Origin of the sequence: Pseudomonas sp. PDM20, assembly GCF_014852575.3 — a bacterium.
GTDB lineage: Bacteria > Pseudomonadota > Gammaproteobacteria > Pseudomonadales > Pseudomonadaceae > Pseudomonas.
In genome coordinates this window covers 4,439,421-4,454,340 of record NZ_CM181224.1, presented here as the reverse complement: position 1 = coordinate 4,454,340, position 14,920 = coordinate 4,439,421, and the positions used below count along the sequence as shown (strand labels likewise).

The 14,920-nt window shown below is 64.8% G+C and carries 11 protein-coding genes; 7 read left to right on the top strand and 4 right to left on the bottom strand.

Annotated features, from left to right (window positions below; all coding sequences use genetic code 11):
• Positions 1 to 103 precede the first annotated feature (103 nt).
• Positions 104 to 4,966 carry an NAD-glutamate dehydrogenase gene (locus IB261_RS20280; RefSeq protein WP_192381282.1) on the top strand — a complete coding sequence of 1,621 codons (4,863 nt, stop codon included), beginning with the start codon at positions 104 to 106 and terminating at the stop codon, positions 4,964 to 4,966.
• Between the two features lie 398 nt (positions 4,967 to 5,364).
• Here the strand turns inward: IB261_RS20280 and IB261_RS20275 are convergent, their stop codons facing one another.
• Positions 5,365 to 5,580 (bottom strand): hypothetical protein, encoded by a 216-nt coding sequence (locus tag IB261_RS20275; protein WP_081519401.1) that lies wholly within the window; start codon positions 5,578 to 5,580, stop codon positions 5,365 to 5,367.
• A gap of 199 nt (positions 5,581 to 5,779) precedes the next feature.
• On the opposite strand from IB261_RS20275, the gene IB261_RS20270 reads away from it, so the two are divergent.
• Entirely contained in the window at positions 5,780 to 6,310 is a 531-nt protein-coding gene (locus tag IB261_RS20270; RefSeq protein WP_192224250.1) for a hypothetical protein, read from the top strand.
• Here IB261_RS20270 and IB261_RS20265 read toward each other — a convergent pair.
• Positions 6,301 to 6,513, bottom strand: coding sequence for a DNA-binding protein (locus IB261_RS20265; RefSeq protein ID WP_151187772.1), 213 nt, complete (start codon positions 6,511 to 6,513; stop codon positions 6,301 to 6,303). The two genes, IB261_RS20270 and IB261_RS20265, sit on opposite strands and share 10 nt — an antisense overlap.
• A 178-nt stretch (positions 6,514 to 6,691) precedes the next feature.
• Between IB261_RS20265 and IB261_RS20260 the strand changes: the two genes are divergently transcribed.
• A complete protein-coding gene (locus IB261_RS20260; RefSeq protein WP_225605919.1) occupies positions 6,692 to 7,048 on the top strand; it encodes a hypothetical protein in 357 nt (118 codons plus the stop codon).
• Between the two features lie 9 nt (positions 7,049 to 7,057).
• Here IB261_RS20260 and IB261_RS20255 read toward each other — a convergent pair whose 3' ends face one another.
• On the bottom strand, positions 7,058 to 7,939 hold the full coding sequence (locus IB261_RS20255; RefSeq protein WP_192381283.1) for a DUF6685 family protein: 882 nt from the start codon (positions 7,937 to 7,939) through the stop codon (positions 7,058 to 7,060).
• A 149-nt stretch (positions 7,940 to 8,088) separates the two neighbouring features.
• Between IB261_RS20255 and IB261_RS20250 the strand changes: the two genes are divergently transcribed.
• Positions 8,089 to 8,310, top strand: coding sequence for a DUF2835 domain-containing protein (locus tag IB261_RS20250; RefSeq protein ID WP_192381284.1), 222 nt, complete (start codon positions 8,089 to 8,091; stop codon positions 8,308 to 8,310).
• Positions 8,311 to 8,363: 53 nt separating this feature from the next.
• Entirely contained in the window at positions 8,364 to 9,389 is a 1,026-nt protein-coding gene (locus tag IB261_RS20245) for a quinone-dependent dihydroorotate dehydrogenase (RefSeq protein WP_192381285.1), read from the top strand.
• Positions 9,390 to 9,492: 103 nt separating this feature from the next.
• On the opposite strand, the gene rmf is transcribed toward IB261_RS20245, so the two are convergent.
• On the bottom strand, positions 9,493 to 9,711 hold the full coding sequence (gene rmf, locus IB261_RS20240) for a ribosome modulation factor (protein ID WP_081519407.1): 219 nt from the start codon (positions 9,709 to 9,711) through the stop codon (positions 9,493 to 9,495).
• A gap of 480 nt (positions 9,712 to 10,191) precedes the next feature.
• On the opposite strand from rmf, the gene rlmKL reads away from it, so the two are divergent.
• Together rlmKL and IB261_RS20230 are read left to right on the top strand one after the other, a co-directional pair.
• A complete protein-coding gene (rlmKL, locus tag IB261_RS20235; RefSeq protein WP_081519408.1) occupies positions 10,192 to 12,375 on the top strand; it encodes a bifunctional 23S rRNA (guanine(2069)-N(7))-methyltransferase RlmK/23S rRNA (guanine(2445)-N(2))-methyltransferase RlmL in 2,184 nt (727 codons plus the stop codon).
• A 102-nt stretch (positions 12,376 to 12,477) separates the two neighbouring features.
• Complete coding sequence (locus tag IB261_RS20230; RefSeq protein WP_192381286.1) at positions 12,478 to 14,889, top strand: sensor domain-containing diguanylate cyclase; 2,412 nt, start codon at positions 12,478 to 12,480, stop codon at positions 14,887 to 14,889.
• The last annotated feature ends 31 nt before the right edge of the window (positions 14,890 to 14,920 follow it).

Here is a 14,920-nt window from a genome sequence, read left to right as displayed (position 1 = left end):
GTCCATCGAGGGTCACGCTGCCCGCACTTCATCCGTGACCCGCACCAAGACGCACAAGCGAACTACGCTCAATCCAACAAAACGAGCCCAGCGGAGTAACAACATGGCGTTCTTCACCGCAGCCAGCAAAGCCGACTTCCAGCAACAACTGAAAGCGGCCCTGGCGCAGCACGTCGACGACAAGGGTCTGCCACAAGTGGCCCTGTTCGCCGAGCAGTTCTTCGGCTTCATCTCCCTCGACGAATTGACCCAGCGCAGGTTGTCCGACCTGGTCGGCTGCACCTTGTCTTCCTGGCGCCTGTTGGAACGCTTCGACCCCACGCAGCCTGAAGTGGCGGTGTACAACCCCGATTACGAAAAGCACGGCTGGCAGTCCACCCACACGGCCGTGCAGGTGCTGCACCCCGACCAGCCGTTCCTGGTCGACTCGGTGCGCATGGAGCTGAACCGCCGCGGCTACAGCATCCACACCCTGCAGACCAACGTGCTCAGCGTGCGTCGCAACGCCAAGGGCGAGCTGCTGGAAATCCTGCCGAAGAACAGCACCGGCAAGGACGTGCACCAGGAATCGCTGATGTACCTGGAGATCGACCGTGTCTCCCAGGCCGGCGAACTGCGCACCCTGGAGAAGGCCCTGCTGGACGTGCTCGGCGAAGTCCGCCTGGCCGTCGCCGACTTCCCGGCCATGCGCACCAAGGCTGAAGAGCTGCTGGCCTGGCTGGGCAAGTCCAAGGCGAAGGCCCGCGCGGAAGAGACCGCCGAGGTGCGCGCCTTCCTCGAATGGCTGCTGGACAACCACTTCACCTTCCTCGGCTATGAAGAATTCACCGTGCAGGAAGAGGCCGACGGCGGCCACCTGGTGTACGACGAGAAGGCCTTCCTCGGCCTGACCCGCACCCTGCGCGCCGGCCTGAACAAGGACGACCTGCACATCGAGGATTACGCGGTCGCCTACCTGCGCGAGCCGGTGCTGCTGTCCTTCGCCAAGGCCTCGCAGCCCAGTCGCGTGCACCGTCCGGCCTACCCGGACTACGTTTCGATCCGCGAAATCGACGCCAAGGGCAAGGTCGTCCGCGAGTTCCGCTTCCTCGGCCTGTACACCTCGGCGGTCTACGCCGAGAGCGTGTTCGACATCCCGTTCATCCGTGGCAAGGTCGCTGCGGTGCTGAAGAACTCCGGCTTCGACAGCAAGGCGCACCTGGGCAAGGAGCTGGCGCAGATTCTCGAGGTGCTGCCGCGCGACGACCTGTTCCAGACCCCGGTGGACGAGCTGTACAACACCGCCATGTCCATCGTGCAGATCCAGGAACGCAACAAGATCCGCCTGTTCCTGCGCAAGGACCCGTACGGCCGCTTCGCCTACTGCCTGGCCTATGTGCCGCGCGACATCTATTCCACCGAAACGCGGATGAAGATCCAGCAGGTGCTGATGGAGCGCCTGAAGGCCAGCGACTGCGAGTTCTGGACCTTCTTCTCCGAATCCACCCTGGCCCGCGTGCAGTTCATCCTGCGCGTCGATCCGAAGAACCGCATCGACGTCGACGCCGCCCAGCTTGAGCAGGAGGCGATCCAGGCCTGCCGCTCGTGGCAGGACGACTACGCCGCGCTGGTGCTGGAGAACTTCGGCGAAGGGCAGGGCAACAACCTGCTGGAAGATTTCCCGAAAGGCTTCCCGGCGGGCTACCGCGAACGCTTCGCCCCGCACTTCGCGGTGGTGGACCTGCAGCACCTGTCCAGCCTGTCCGAAAGCCGCCCGCTGGTGATGAGCTTCTACCAGCCGCTGGCCCAGGGCGAGCAGCAGCTGCACTGCAAGCTGTACCACGCCGACACGCCGCTGGCGCTGTCCGACGTCCTGCCGATCCTGGAGAACCTCGGCCTGCGCGTGCTCGGGGAGTTCCCTTACCGCCTGCGCCACACCAACGGCCGCGAATACTGGATCCATGACTTCGCCTTCACCTACGCCGAAGGCCTGGACGTCAACATCCAGGAGCTCAACGAGACCCTGCAGGACGCCTTCGTCCACATCGTCAACGGCGATGCCGAGAACGACGCCTTCAACCGCCTGGTGCTGACCGCCGGCCTGCCGTGGCGCGACGTGGCGCTGCTGCGCGCCTACGCCCGCTACCTCAAGCAGATTCGCCTGGGCTTCGACCTGGGTTATATCGCCAGCGCGCTGAACGCCCACGTGGACATCGCCCGCGAACTGGTGCGCCTGTTCAAGACCCGCTTCTACCTGGCCCGCAAGCTCACCGCCGAGGACCTGGAAGACAAGCAGCAGAAGCTGGAGCAGGCCATCCTCACCGCCCTGGACGATGTCCAGGTGCTCAACGAGGACCGCATCCTGCGGCGCTACCTCGACCTGATCAAGGCCACCCTGCGCACCAACTTCTACCAGCCGGACGCCGCCGGGCAGAACAAGAGCTACTTCAGCTTCAAGTTCAATCCCAAGGCCATCCCGGAAATCCCGCGGCCGACGCCGAAGTTCGAAATCTTCGTCTACTGCCCGCGCGTGGAGGGCGTGCACCTGCGCTTCGGCGACGTGGCCCGTGGCGGCCTGCGCTGGTCCGATCGCGAGGAAGACTTCCGCACCGAAGTGCTGGGCCTGGTGAAGGCGCAGCAGGTGAAGAACGCGGTGATCGTGCCCACCGGCGCCAAGGGCGGCTTCATCCCGCGGCGCCTGCCGGTTGGCGGCAGCCGCGATGAAATCCAGGCCGAGGCCATCGCCTGCTACCGCATCTTCATCTCCGGGCTGCTGGACATCACCGACAACATCAAGGAAGGCCAGATCGTGCCGCCGGCCAACGTGGTGCGCCACGACCCGGACGATCCCTACCTGGTGGTGGCGGCGGACAAGGGCACCGCGACCTTCTCCGACATCGCCAACGGCATCTCCGCCGACTACAACTTCTGGCTCGGCGACGCCTTCGCCTCCGGCGGCTCCGCCGGCTACGACCACAAGGGCATGGGCATCACCGCCCGTGGCGGCTGGGTCTCGGTGCAGCGCCACTTCCGCGAGCGCGGCATCGACGTGCAGAAGGACAACGTGACCGTCATCGGTATTGGCGACATGGCCGGCGACGTGTTCGGCAACGGTCTGCTGATGTCGGACAAGCTGCAGATGGTTGCTGCGTTCAACCACATGCACATCTTCCTCGACCCCAACCCGGATGCGGCGGCGAGCTTTGCCGAGCGCCAGCGCCTGTTCAACCTGCCACGCTCCAGCTGGGCCGACTACGACGCCTCGCTGATCTCCGCCGGTGGCGGCATCTTCCTGCGCAGCGCCAAGAGCATCACCCTGACCCCGGAAGTGCGCGCACGCTTCGACATCGACGCCGAGCGCCTGACCCCTACCGAGCTGATCCACGCGCTGCTCAAGGCGCCGGTGGACCTGCTGTGGAACGGCGGCATCGGCACCTACGTGAAGTCCAGCGATGAAACCCATGCCGACGTCGGCGACAAGGCCAACGACGGCCTGCGCGTGGACGGCCGCGACCTGCGCGTGAAAGTGGTGGGCGAGGGCGGCAACCTCGGCATGACGCAGCTGGCGCGGGTCGAGTTCGGCCTCAATGGCGGCGCCTGCAACACCGACTTTATCGATAACGCCGGTGGTGTGGACTGCTCCGACCACGAGGTGAACATCAAGATCCTGCTCAACGAGGTGGTGACCGCCGGCGACATGACCAGCAAGCAGCGCAACAAGCTGCTGGCGGAAATGACCGACCAGGTGTCCGACCTGGTGCTGGGCAACAACTACAAGCAGACCCAGGCGCTGTCCCTGGCCGAGCGCCGCGCCCGCGAGCGCATCGCCGAGTACAAGCGCCTGATGAGCGACCTGGAAGGCCGCGGCAAGCTGGACCGCGCGCTGGAATTCCTGCCCACCGACGAAGGCCTCGCCGAGCGTATCGCTGCCGGACAGGGTCTGACTCGCGCTGAATTGGCCGTGCTGATTTCCTACAGCAAGATCGATCTGAAGGAGCAGCTGCTGGGCTCGCTGGTGCCGGACGACGACTACCTGACCCGCGACATGGAGACGGCCTTCCCGCAGACCCTGGTCGACACCTTCGGCCCGGCCATGCGCAAGCACCGCCTGAAGCGCGAGATCGTCAGCACGCAGATCGCCAACGACCTGATCAACCACATGGGCATCACCTTCGTGCAGCGCCTGAAGGAGTCCACCGGCATGACGCCGGCGAACGTCGCAGGTGCCTACGTGATCGTGCGTGATGTCTTCCATCTGCCGCACTGGTTCCGCCAGATCGAGGCGCTGGATTATCAGGTGCCAGCGGAAGTGCAGCTGACCCTGATGGACGAACTGATGCGCCTGGGCCGCCGCGCGACCCGCTGGTTCCTGCGCAGCCGTCGCAACGAGCAGGACGCCGCCCGCGACGTCGCGCACTTCGGCCCGCGTATCGCCGCCCTGGGCCTGAAACTCAACGAATTGCTCGAAGGCCCGACCCGCGAGCTGTGGCAGGCACGCTACCAGGCTTACGTCGACGCTGGCGTGCCCGAGTTGCTGGCGCGCATGGTCGCCGGTACCAGCCACCTCTACACCCTGCTGCCGATCATCGAAGCGGCGGACGTCACCGGCCGCGACCCGGCCGACGTGGCGCGCGCCTACTTCGCCCTGGGCAGCGAGCTGGAGCTGACCTGGTACCTGCAGCAGATCAGCTCCCTGCCGGTGGAGAACAACTGGCAGGCGCTGGCCCGCGAAGCCTTCCGCGACGACCTGGACTGGCAGCAGCGGGCGATCACCGTCTCCGTGCTGCAGATGCAGGACGGCCCGGCGGAGATCGATGCGCGCGTGGCGCTCTGGCTGGACCAGCACGCCCCGATGGTGGCCCGCTGGCGCGCCATGCTCGTCGAGCTGCGGGCTTCCACCAGCACCGACTACGCCATGTACGCCGTGGCCAACCGCGAGCTGCTCGACCTGGCGCAGAGCAACCAGCAGGGCTCCTGCCCGGTCTGACACTCAACGCCTTTAAAGCCTTTTCATGCTCCAGCCCCGCCTCGTGCGGGGCTTTTTTTCGGCTATGAGGGGAATCCTGCTGGAGCGGGCCATGCCGTGCCCCGCACCAGCATCACGATGGAGCGCCACCGTAGGATGGCGTGGAGCGTAGCGATACCCATCGATCCCGGCGCACCGACAGCATGGGTATCGCCTAGGCTCCACCCATCCTACGAAAGCACCCACCGGTGGCAGCGGCAGGACGCAGCTTGCTCGCGAACATCAAGGTAAGAGCGTGCCAATCAGTAGGCACGTAGGACTTCAGAATTCCAGAGGAGGAGCGCATTCCGCCGCGATGGCTTCGCGGAGAAGCTCCGTTTCTGTAGGAACGGAGCGGATAACAGCGACAACCAGCAGGATCAGCTCCCGCTCCGCCCATCCTCGTGCGGCTCGGTCAGTGCCCGACGGTACTTGGCGTACAGCTCGTCGGACAGGTTGCTGGCACCCAGCATCTTCAGCGCGAAGGACTTCACTTGCTCATCGCTGTAGGGCTCTTGCTGCGGCGCCGGCTGGCTGGCGCAGCCCACCAGCCACAAAGGCAGGGTCATGGAGAGAAGGGCGAGGGCACGGTTCATGGTTTTCACACGCAGGCTGGTTCGGGATGGTTGTCAGGCTATCAACCGCTCGAAGCGAGCAGAAATCATCCCGTTCAATAGTGGGTATCGTTTCTGGTGACTTCGGACGCCTTTTTCTGACAGAAAGTTCCCGGCTGCGGCGTTTTACAGCGAATACGGATATCCTTTCCGGCTGTTCATCTCTCTGCAGGACCTCCCCATGAAAGCGCAACTTGCCGAACTTCTTACGCTGATCAGCTCCGGCTGCCTGGGCGAAGAGGAGATCCAGCAGATCGCCGACGAAGCTTCGCAGGCCTACGCCGATCCGGCGGCCTTCCTCGCCGCCAATCCGGACATCAACTACGACGAGGACTTCCCCATCCCGCTGGGTGAGTGGGTGGTGGTGGGCAGCCTGCCGGAAATCGTGCTGTTCATGGGCGACAGCTTTGAAGAGCTGTTCGGCGAGATCCGCGCTTCCTTCGACCCGAGCGTGAGCTTTGTGCTGCAGGCCAAGCAACTGCGCAAGACCGAGCCGCTGGCCGCGCTGAACCGCATCCAGACCCAGCTCGGCGCGCTCTACCCGGAAAAAGGCGGCTACGTGCTCGTGGACTTCAGCGAGCCGCTGGATACCGAACTGCAGTGCGTGCTGGTCTACCGCAATGACCTGGAGCGCGTCCTGGCACTCTGCGTGGACATCGGCATTCCCGCCGTACCGGCGCTGCAGGCCGCCCAGGAATCGGATCAGGCCTGATCCGGCTGGGTCATCAGCAGCAGGGCGCCCAGGTCGACGAGAACCTGGCCGCGCAGGCGGCGTGTCGGTATCGCCCCCTCATCGATCCAGCCTTGCACAATGGCGGGACGATCTTTGAGACCGACCAGCTCCGCAAAGCGCTGAGGCGTCACGTAATAGCCACCTGCGAGCAGGTCAGGGCTGAATCCGCTTTCATCGTTCATGCTGTGCCCCGCACCATCCCGTCGCTTTGATCCACGGCCTCCGCTACGGCCTGGATCGCGAATTTATCCTAATTGTTAGGGTGTTTTTCCGGGCTTTGGCAGTCTCGGAGATGGATGACGCATGATGAAGAAACGTTTCCTGTTTACTGCGGGAGAAAGACTACGGGCGCTTCGCTCGTTGACCGGACTGTCGCGCCGCGCCTTCGCCGAGACGGTCGGCATGAAGGCCAAGGATGTGGAGAACATCGAGTACGGCAACCAGCGCATGCGTGACCTGGATTTCCAGAAGGTCTGCAGCGTGTACCCGGACTTCGCCCGCTGGATCACCTATGAAGGACCGATCGATTCGGACGAGGTGGACTGGAAGGTGGAGGACTCCGCCCAGCGCGCGGCGGTCTACCTGGTGAAGAGCAATCCGCAACTGCTGGCGACCCTGGGGCTCAGCCTGGAAGAGTGGCGAGCCCGGCATCATGAGGTGCTGGAAAGCCTGGACGAGGAAGAGCGCCAGCTCGGTGAGGATGCGCTCGGGGAGTGACGCTGCGGGTCAGGCCGCCTTGCCAGCGCGGCGCAGGTAGGCGACCACATCCGGCGCGCCGGCCTCCCGCAGTCCCTGGCCGAAGGCATCGGACTGCGGATGGTCCCGAGGCAGCAGCAGGCTCTCCGGGGTTTCCGAGTTGAACAGGCCGAAACGGGCATAGGGCATGCCGGTCTCCAGCAACAGCTCCATGAACGACGCGTCGCTCCAGGCCTTGGCCGGCATGGCCAGGATGTGGAAGTCGCGCTCCAGCTCATCCAGTACCGTGACTTGCAGTTCGAAGCGCTGGATGCTCGCGGGCAGGATGATCTCCAGCCCACGGCGGCGGGCGTAGACCACCGCATTGGCCAGTTCGCAGGGGTGATTGTCGTCGTCCCAGAACAACCGCGCGCCGTGCCAGCCTGCGCTGCGCAATTGCAGAGGTGCCTTGCGCTCGAAGCCGGGCAGGGCCACGCCCAGCACCTTGGTGAAGTCGTTGTAGCTGATGATCCGCACCTTGCGGCACTGCTCGCAGTTGGAAAGCTCTTCGAGCCCCGCCAGGGGGCTGTCGAGCAGGCTGCGGCAGCAGAGACCATCGATGCTTCGAATATCGACGGCGGGATGCTCTTCGCGGTGGCAGGCCACCAGGCGCTTGAGAACGCTATGGATGCGCGCCTTGTCTTCCTGCACCGGCCCGGACAGCGCGCCACGCGGCAGGTCGATCAGCCGGTAGAGCGGCGCGCCGGAATGCCAGCCCAGGCCGGCAGGCCAGTCCGGCAGCGGTTCGAAGGGCAGGGACAGGCTCCGACTGCGTTCGGCGACGTTGCGCCCATCGGCGCTGCCGATGCCCAGGCGCTGGGCGAGGGCGGCCAGCCGGCTGGTCACGCTGCGGGGGCGAGGTGGTTGACTCATGGACGACGCAAGACTCCCGATGGCCGGCTGGTCAGTGCAGGAAGCGCCGGGCCCGATGCGCGGCGGATTGCCCTAAGCATAGAAAACCCTGGCGCTGTTGGGCGCATGCGTTGTGGCAAAATTCTTTCCTTCACTTGCTGGAGGCCTCCATGGCTTGCGTTGTGCTGGATATATCCCTGCCGGCGGACCGGCTGCAAGCGCTCTATCGCGGGCATGCCAATCGGGTCCAGGTGACCGGTCGTGATGGTCGGCGGGTCAATCTGCCGGCGCATCACCTGCGTCCATTCGTCACTCACTCCGGAGTTCACGGCAGCTTCGAGCTGGAATTCGACGATTCCGGGCGGCTGCTGGCGCTGCGTCGCCTCGCGTGAGCGAGGGCGGGCTGGCTATAATAGCGCCCCATTTTGCCGACCGATGCCCGACCATGTACAGCCTGGCCCGCGAGCTCCTGTTCAAGCTCTCCCCGGAAACCTCCCATGAATTGTCCATCGACCTGATCGGCGCGGGTGGCCGTCTGGGCCTCAACGGCCTGTTGACGCAAGCACCCAAAAGCCTGCCAGTAAAGGTCATGGGGCTGGAGTTCGCCAACCCCGTGGGGCTGGCCGCCGGCCTGGACAAGAACGGCGATGCCATCGACGGCTTCGCCCAGTTGGGCTTCGGTTTCGTCGAGATCGGCACCGTCACCCCGCGTCCGCAGCCGGGCAACCCCAAGCCGCGCATCTTCCGCCTGCCGCAAGCTACCGCGATCATCAATCGCATGGGCTTCAACAACCACGGCGTCGATCACCTGATCGAACGGGTCAAGGCGGCCAAGTACAAGGGCGTGCTGGGCATCAATATCGGCAAGAACTTCGACACCCCGGTCGAGCGCGCGGTCGATGACTACCTGATCTGCCTGGACAAGGTCTACGCCCACGCCAGCTATGTCACGGTCAACGTCAGTTCGCCGAATACCCCCGGTCTGCGCAGCCTGCAGTTCGGCGATTCGCTCAAGCAACTGCTCGAAGCGCTGCGCCTGCGCCAGGAAGACCTGGCTGTGCAGCACGGCCGCCGGGTGCCGCTGGCGATCAAGATTGCGCCGGACATGAGTGATGAGGAGACCGCGATGGTCGCCGCTGCGCTGATCGAGTCGGGTATGGACGCGGTGATCGCCACCAACACCACCCTGGGCCGCGAAGGCGTCGAGCACCTGCCGTTCGGCAACGAGGCGGGTGGCCTGTCGGGCGCTCCGGTGCGCGAGAAGAGTACCCATATCGTCAAGGTGCTGGCTGGTGAGCTGGGCGGCCGTCTGCCGATCATCGCCGCCGGCGGCATCACCGAAGGCGCGCATGCGGCGGAGAAGATCGCTGCGGGTGCGAGCCTGGTGCAGATCTATTCGGGGTTCATCTACAAGGGCCCGGCGCTGATCCGCGAGGCGGTGGACGCTATTGCGGCGGCCAAGCAGGCGTAGATACAAGGTGTGGAAATAAGTAGGGCTCCTTTCGGAGCCCTTGGGCTTGCGCCCTTTTCCGCCCGGATGGGGCGGCTTGGGGAAGTCGTGGGTGACCCTGGATTCAGCCTGTTGCGTGCTGCAATTGGTTCACTCGTTGAATACCGGCGGCGCCGGTCAAACCATCCCAGTTGTCGCCGCGGCCCTCACGCCAGCCGTTGAGCCAGGATTGCCGGGTAGTGGGATGGGTAAACGGACAGAGGTCGCGAGATTTTCCAGTAATGCCGTGCTGATAACCACGCAAAAAGGCTCTTTCCAACGGATCACGCTTAAGTCTTCTCATAGGGTGTTGCCCTCACTTGTTGACTGTTATGTCCCGTTGGCCCCCCAGGGAGGCCGGGCGGAATATTCCGCCAATGGGGCGCATTGCCGGCGTGACGCGCCCCGCCCGACACCATTGCGGTGAAGGATTACCCCGAGTTCTATCTAAAGGTTCCGGGGCTGTGAATGACCAATTTGTCATAAGGACGTAACTCTTATGGGTTTGGGCCATAAGGTTCGCCCGGTTTGCAAAATGCCAGTACGGCATAACCCGCCAGGGGCGGGAGCTTGCCGAGGATCAAGAGGAATGTGTGTCTAATTGAGACCACCTCTCGTTCCGACGAGTGGGATGACTTTCTGCGACGCGAGGCCGCAGGCCGGTAGCCGGTCCATCCCTGAAAATGACTACAGGGGTTGCCTGGGTTCACTCGAATGAACCCAAGGTGGCCGACAAGGCCATAAGCGGCTTTGATGAAAGGGCTGCGGCCCGGGAACTATTTGCATGTCGGATTTGCACGATCTCTTCCTCACCTGCCCGAAAGGGCTCGATGGCCTGTTGCTGGAGGAAGCCCAGGCGCTCGGCCTGACCGAGGCGCGCGCCCAGGTTTCGGCCATTCGCGGCAAGGGCGACCTGGAGACGGCCTACCGCCTGTGCCTCTGGTCGCGCCTGGCCAACCGTGTGCTGCTGGTGCTCTCGCGCTTCCCGGTGAGCAACGCCGAAGACCTCTATCTGGGCGTCAACGCCGTATCCTGGAGCGACCACCTGGATGCCGGCGGCAGCCTCGCGGTGGAGTTCAGCGGCAAGGGCTCGGGCATCGACAACACCCACTTCGGCGCGCTGAAGGTGAAAGACGCCATCGTCGACAACCTGCGTGCCGAGTTCGGCAAGCGGCCGACCGTGGACAAGGTCAACCCGGACATCCGCGTGCACCTGCACCTGGATCGCGGCCAGGCCGTGCTGTCGCTGGACCTTTCCGGCCACAGCCTGCACCAGCGTGGCTACCGCCTGCAGCAGGGCGCCGCGCCGCTGAAGGAAAACCTCGCCGCTGCGGTCCTTATCCGCGCCGGTTGGCCGAAGATCGCCGCTGAAGGCGGCGCATTGTCTGACCCGATGTGTGGCGTTGGCACCTTCCTCATCGAAGCCGGCCTGATTGCTGCCGACATCGCGCCAAACCTCAAGCGCGAGCGCTGGGGCTTCAGCAACTGGCTGGGCCATGTGCCGGCGATCTGGAAGAAGCTGATAGAGGAAGCCCAGCAGCGTGCCGAGGCTGGCCTTGCCAGGACGCCGCTGTGGATTCGCGGCTATGAAGCCGACCCGCGCCTGATTCAGCCGGCGCGCAATAACATCGAACGCTCCGGCCTGGCCGAGTGGGTGAAGATCTACCAGGGTGAGCTGGCCACTTTCGAGCCACGCCCGGACAAGGGCCAGAAGGGCCTGATCATCTGCAACCCGCCCTACGGCGAGCGCCTGGGTGATGAAGCGAGCCTGCTGTACCTGTACCAGCATCTGGGCGAGCGTCTGCGCCAGAGCTGCCTGGGCTGGAGCGCCGGCGTGTTCACCGGCGCGCCGGAGCTCGGCAAGCGCATGGGCATCCGCAGCCACAAGCAGTACGCCTTCTTCAACGGCGCTCTGCCGTGCAAGCTGATCATGCTCGAGGTGGAGCCGCGCCAGTTCGTGACCGGCGAGCGTGGCGAACGCAGCGATGCCGCTCCGGCTCAGGGCGCCGCCGTGATCGAACAGGCTCGCCTTAGCGAAGGCGGCCAGATGTTCGCCAACCGCCTGCAGAAGAACGTCAAGGCGCTCGGCAAGTGGGCGCGCAAGGAGAAGATCGAGTGCTACCGGGTGTATGACGCCGACATGCCCGAGTACGCCCTGGCCGTGGACCTCTACCGCGACTGGGCTCACGTGCAGGAATACGCGGCGCCCAAGTCCATCGATCCGGAGAAGGCGCAGATCCGTCTGCTCGACGCGCTCGCTGCGTTGCCGCAGGCGCTGGGCATTCCCACTGAGCGCATCGTGATCAAGCGTCGCGAGCGCCAGACCGGCAAGAAGCAGTACGAACGGCAGAACGCCGAAGGCCGCTTCATGGAAGTCGAAGAGGGCGGCGTGAAACTGCTGGTCAACCTGACCGACTACCTCGACACCGGCCTGTTCCTCGACCACCGGCCGATCCGCCTGCGCATCCAGCGCGAGTCTGCCGGCAAGCGCTTCCTCAACCTGTTCTGCTACACCGCCACGGCCACCGTACATGCCGCCAAGGGCGATGCGCGCAGCACCACCAGCGTCGACCTGTCGAAGACCTACTTGGACTGGGCGCGGCGCAACCTGTCGCTCAACGGCTTCTCCGACAAGCAACGCCTGGTGCAGAGCGACGTCATGGAGTGGCTGCGCGAGGACCGCGGCGAATACGACCTGGTGTTCATCGACCCGCCGACCTTCTCCAACTCCAAGCGCATGGAAGGCGTTTTCGATGTGCAGCGCGACCACGTTGAACTGATCGACCTGGCCATGGCGCGACTGGCCAGGGGCGGGGTGCTGTACTTCTCCAACAACTTCCGCAAGTTCGAACTGGATGAAGGGCTGGCAGCGCGTTACCAGGTCGAGGAAATCAGCGCCCAGACGCTGGACCAGGATTTCGCCCGCAACAGCAAGATCCACCGCGCCTGGCGCATCAGCGTACGTTGAGGCCCGAGCGGCGCGCGGCCTGGGCCGTGCGTCGTGCCAAAGCTGGGCAAATGGCCATCGGCTGCTATAAAAACTGAGTCACCCTGAGAGTTGGGAAAGCGCATGACTCAGTTGCCGGCCTATGAGCAGTTGCCCGCCGCTCAGGGAGTCGCCAGCCAGAAGAAGGCCCTGCGTGCCGCCGGCGTCGTGCTGGTGGCTGGCCTCTTGCTGACGGCGCTGCTCGGCTGGAATGTGTGGCGCAACGCCCGCACCTTTCTGGAACAGCAATTTTCCCTCGCCGCCAACGAGCGGATCGAGCGCGTGCGCGAGCGGCTATCGAATCAGCAGAGCGAGCTGGAGTCGATCCAGCGCTTCTTTGAGAACTCCACGAACGTTTCCCGTGAAGAGTTCGAGCACTTCGTCAGCCCACTGCTGGGCGACACGCTGGGGTACGCCTGGCTGCCGCGCGTGGATCAGCGTCAGCGCGACGCCTTTGAAGCCCGTGCCCATGATGCCGGCATGCTCGATTACATGCTTTTCGAGCTGGACCTGCAGGGTCAGCCGATTCCGGCGCAGGTGCGCGAGCGCTATTTTCCCGTCCTCTATGGTGCTTCCGAGTATCTGGAGGAGATGCCCCTGGGCCTGGATCTGAACTCGACCCTGCCGGGGCGTGAGTTGACCCAGCGTGTGATGAAGACGCGCTCGGTGGCTGCCTCGATGCCCGTGGTCCTGCCTGGTGCGCCGCCGGCGGACTCCACCGGCCTGCTGCTGGCGGCGCCACTCTATCGCAGCAGTACGACGCCCAGCCCGACAGCCGAAACCCGCGTCGGAATCCAGGGCATCCTGCTGGCGGCGATCAGCTACCGCCTGCTCATCGAACAGGGTTCGGAAGCGCGCGGTGAGCAGCTGGCGCTGACACTGCGCGATGCCGGCGACCCGCGTCCGGATGTGCCGTTGTATCGCAGCCAGGTAGCGGCTGATCAGACGGCAGGACTGGTTTCCGAGCGACACCTGCCTTTTGCCGGTCGTGACTATCTGGTGCGCGTCGAACCTTCCAGCGACTTTCTGCGGCGCAACCAGGGGCATCCGCAGCTCTGGGTGGCGTTCGCGGGCGGGCTGACTTCGCTGTTGCTGGCGGGCTATGTGCTGGCACTGCTGGGCCAGCGCCAACGGGCCTTGCAGCTGGTGGACGAGCGCACCGCCGAGTTGCGGGCCAACCAGCTGGAGCTGCAGGAGAATCAAGCGCGCCTGCACTTCGCCATGGACAGCGCCGGCCACGGTGTCTGGGACTGGAGCCTGGATACCGGCAACGTGTTCTATTCCCATGCCTGGAAGGCCATGCTCGGCTACCGCGACAGCGAGGTGGGCACGACCACCGACGAGAGCCTGAGCCGGGTCCATCCTGATGACAAGGACGTGCGCTGCGAGGCGCTGCGACGGCATCTTCGCGGCGAATCCTCGCTGTACCAGAGTGAGCACCGGCTGCGCTGCAAGAGTGGGCGCTGGCTCTGGGTGCTGGATCGCGGTCAGGTGGTGGAGCGCGACAACGATGGTTCGCCGCGACGCATGATCGGCACCCAGACCGACATCAGTTCGCGCAAGGCTGCCGAGCTGGAGCTGGGCGAGGTCAACAGTCGCCTGCACGGCCTGCTCGATGCGGCGACCCAGGTTGCCATCGTCTCGACCGATCTGCGTGGCTTCGTGCGCAGCTTCAATGTGGGCGCCGAGCGCATGTTCGGCTACAGCGCCCAGGAAGTGATCGGGCGGCCGGTGCCGGAGAATGTCTTCGTCAAGGACGAGATCCGTCGCCGCGCGCAGGACCTGTCGAGCATCCTCGGGCGCGAGATTCGCGGCTTCGACGTCGTCGGCGCCCTCGTGGGCGAGGGGCACGAGGAGCACGAGTGGACCTGCGTGCGCCGTGATGGCCGGCAACTGAAGATCAACCTGATCATTACCGGTGTACGCGATTCAGCGGGCAACACCACGGCGTATCTGGGCATCGCCACTGACATTACCCGGCGCAAGGAGGCGGAGATGGAGTTGCGGCGCCTGTCGGTCACCGACGCACTGACGGGCATCCACAATCGCCGCTATTTCAAGGAGCAACTGGATCAGGCCATGGCGCGCTGTTCCCGCAATGGCGAGCCGTTGTCGCTGGTGATGTTCGATATCGACCACTTCAAGGACATCAATGACCGCTTCGGCCACGAGGCGGGCGATATCGTGCTGGTCACCCTGTGTCAACGCATTGCGCAGCGCCTGCGCAAAGTCGATGTGTTCTGCCGGATCGGTGGCGAGGAACTGGTGGTGCTCTGCCCGGGAAGCACCACGGACCAGGCCTGGCTACTGGCGGAGGCGCTCTGGAAGGCCTTGCGCGGGCAGCCGATGGAGGGTGTCGGCGTGGTGACGGCAAGCTTCGGCGTTGCCTCCTGGAGCCCCGGCGAAAGCGCGGACGACCTGATGCGCAAGGTGGACCGCGCGGTGTATCGCGCCAAGCGGCTGGGGCGGGATCGTCTGGAGAAGGTCGAAGCCTGATGCGAAAACCCCGGCCAGTTGGCCGGGGTTC

Excerpts from the sequence above, each read along its gene's own strand:
- IB261_RS20250 (WP_192381284.1), top strand. The coding sequence starts at position 8,089 with ATGGCTTGCGTTGTGCTGGATATATCCCTGCCGGCGGACCGGCTGCAA.
- IB261_RS20275 (WP_081519401.1), bottom strand. The coding sequence starts at position 5,580 with ATGAACCGTGCCCTCGCCCTTCTCTCCATGACCCTGCCTTTGTGGCTG.
- IB261_RS20230 (WP_192381286.1), top strand. The coding sequence starts at position 12,478 with ATGACTCAGTTGCCGGCCTATGAGCAGTTGCCCGCCGCTCAGGGAGTC.
- rmf (WP_081519407.1), bottom strand. The coding sequence starts at position 9,711 with ATGAGAAGACTTAAGCGTGATCCGTTGGAAAGAGCCTTTTTGCGTGGT.
- IB261_RS20245 (WP_192381285.1), top strand. The coding sequence starts at position 8,364 with ATGTACAGCCTGGCCCGCGAGCTCCTGTTCAAGCTCTCCCCGGAAACC.
- IB261_RS20270 (WP_192224250.1), top strand. The coding sequence starts at position 5,780 with ATGAAAGCGCAACTTGCCGAACTTCTTACGCTGATCAGCTCCGGCTGC.
- IB261_RS20255 (WP_192381283.1), bottom strand. The coding sequence starts at position 7,939 with ATGAGTCAACCACCTCGCCCCCGCAGCGTGACCAGCCGGCTGGCCGCC.
- IB261_RS20280 (WP_192381282.1), top strand. The coding sequence starts at position 104 with ATGGCGTTCTTCACCGCAGCCAGCAAAGCCGACTTCCAGCAACAACTG.
- rlmKL (WP_081519408.1), top strand. The coding sequence starts at position 10,192 with ATGTCGGATTTGCACGATCTCTTCCTCACCTGCCCGAAAGGGCTCGAT.
- IB261_RS20265 (WP_151187772.1), bottom strand. The coding sequence starts at position 6,513 with ATGAACGATGAAAGCGGATTCAGCCCTGACCTGCTCGCAGGTGGCTAT.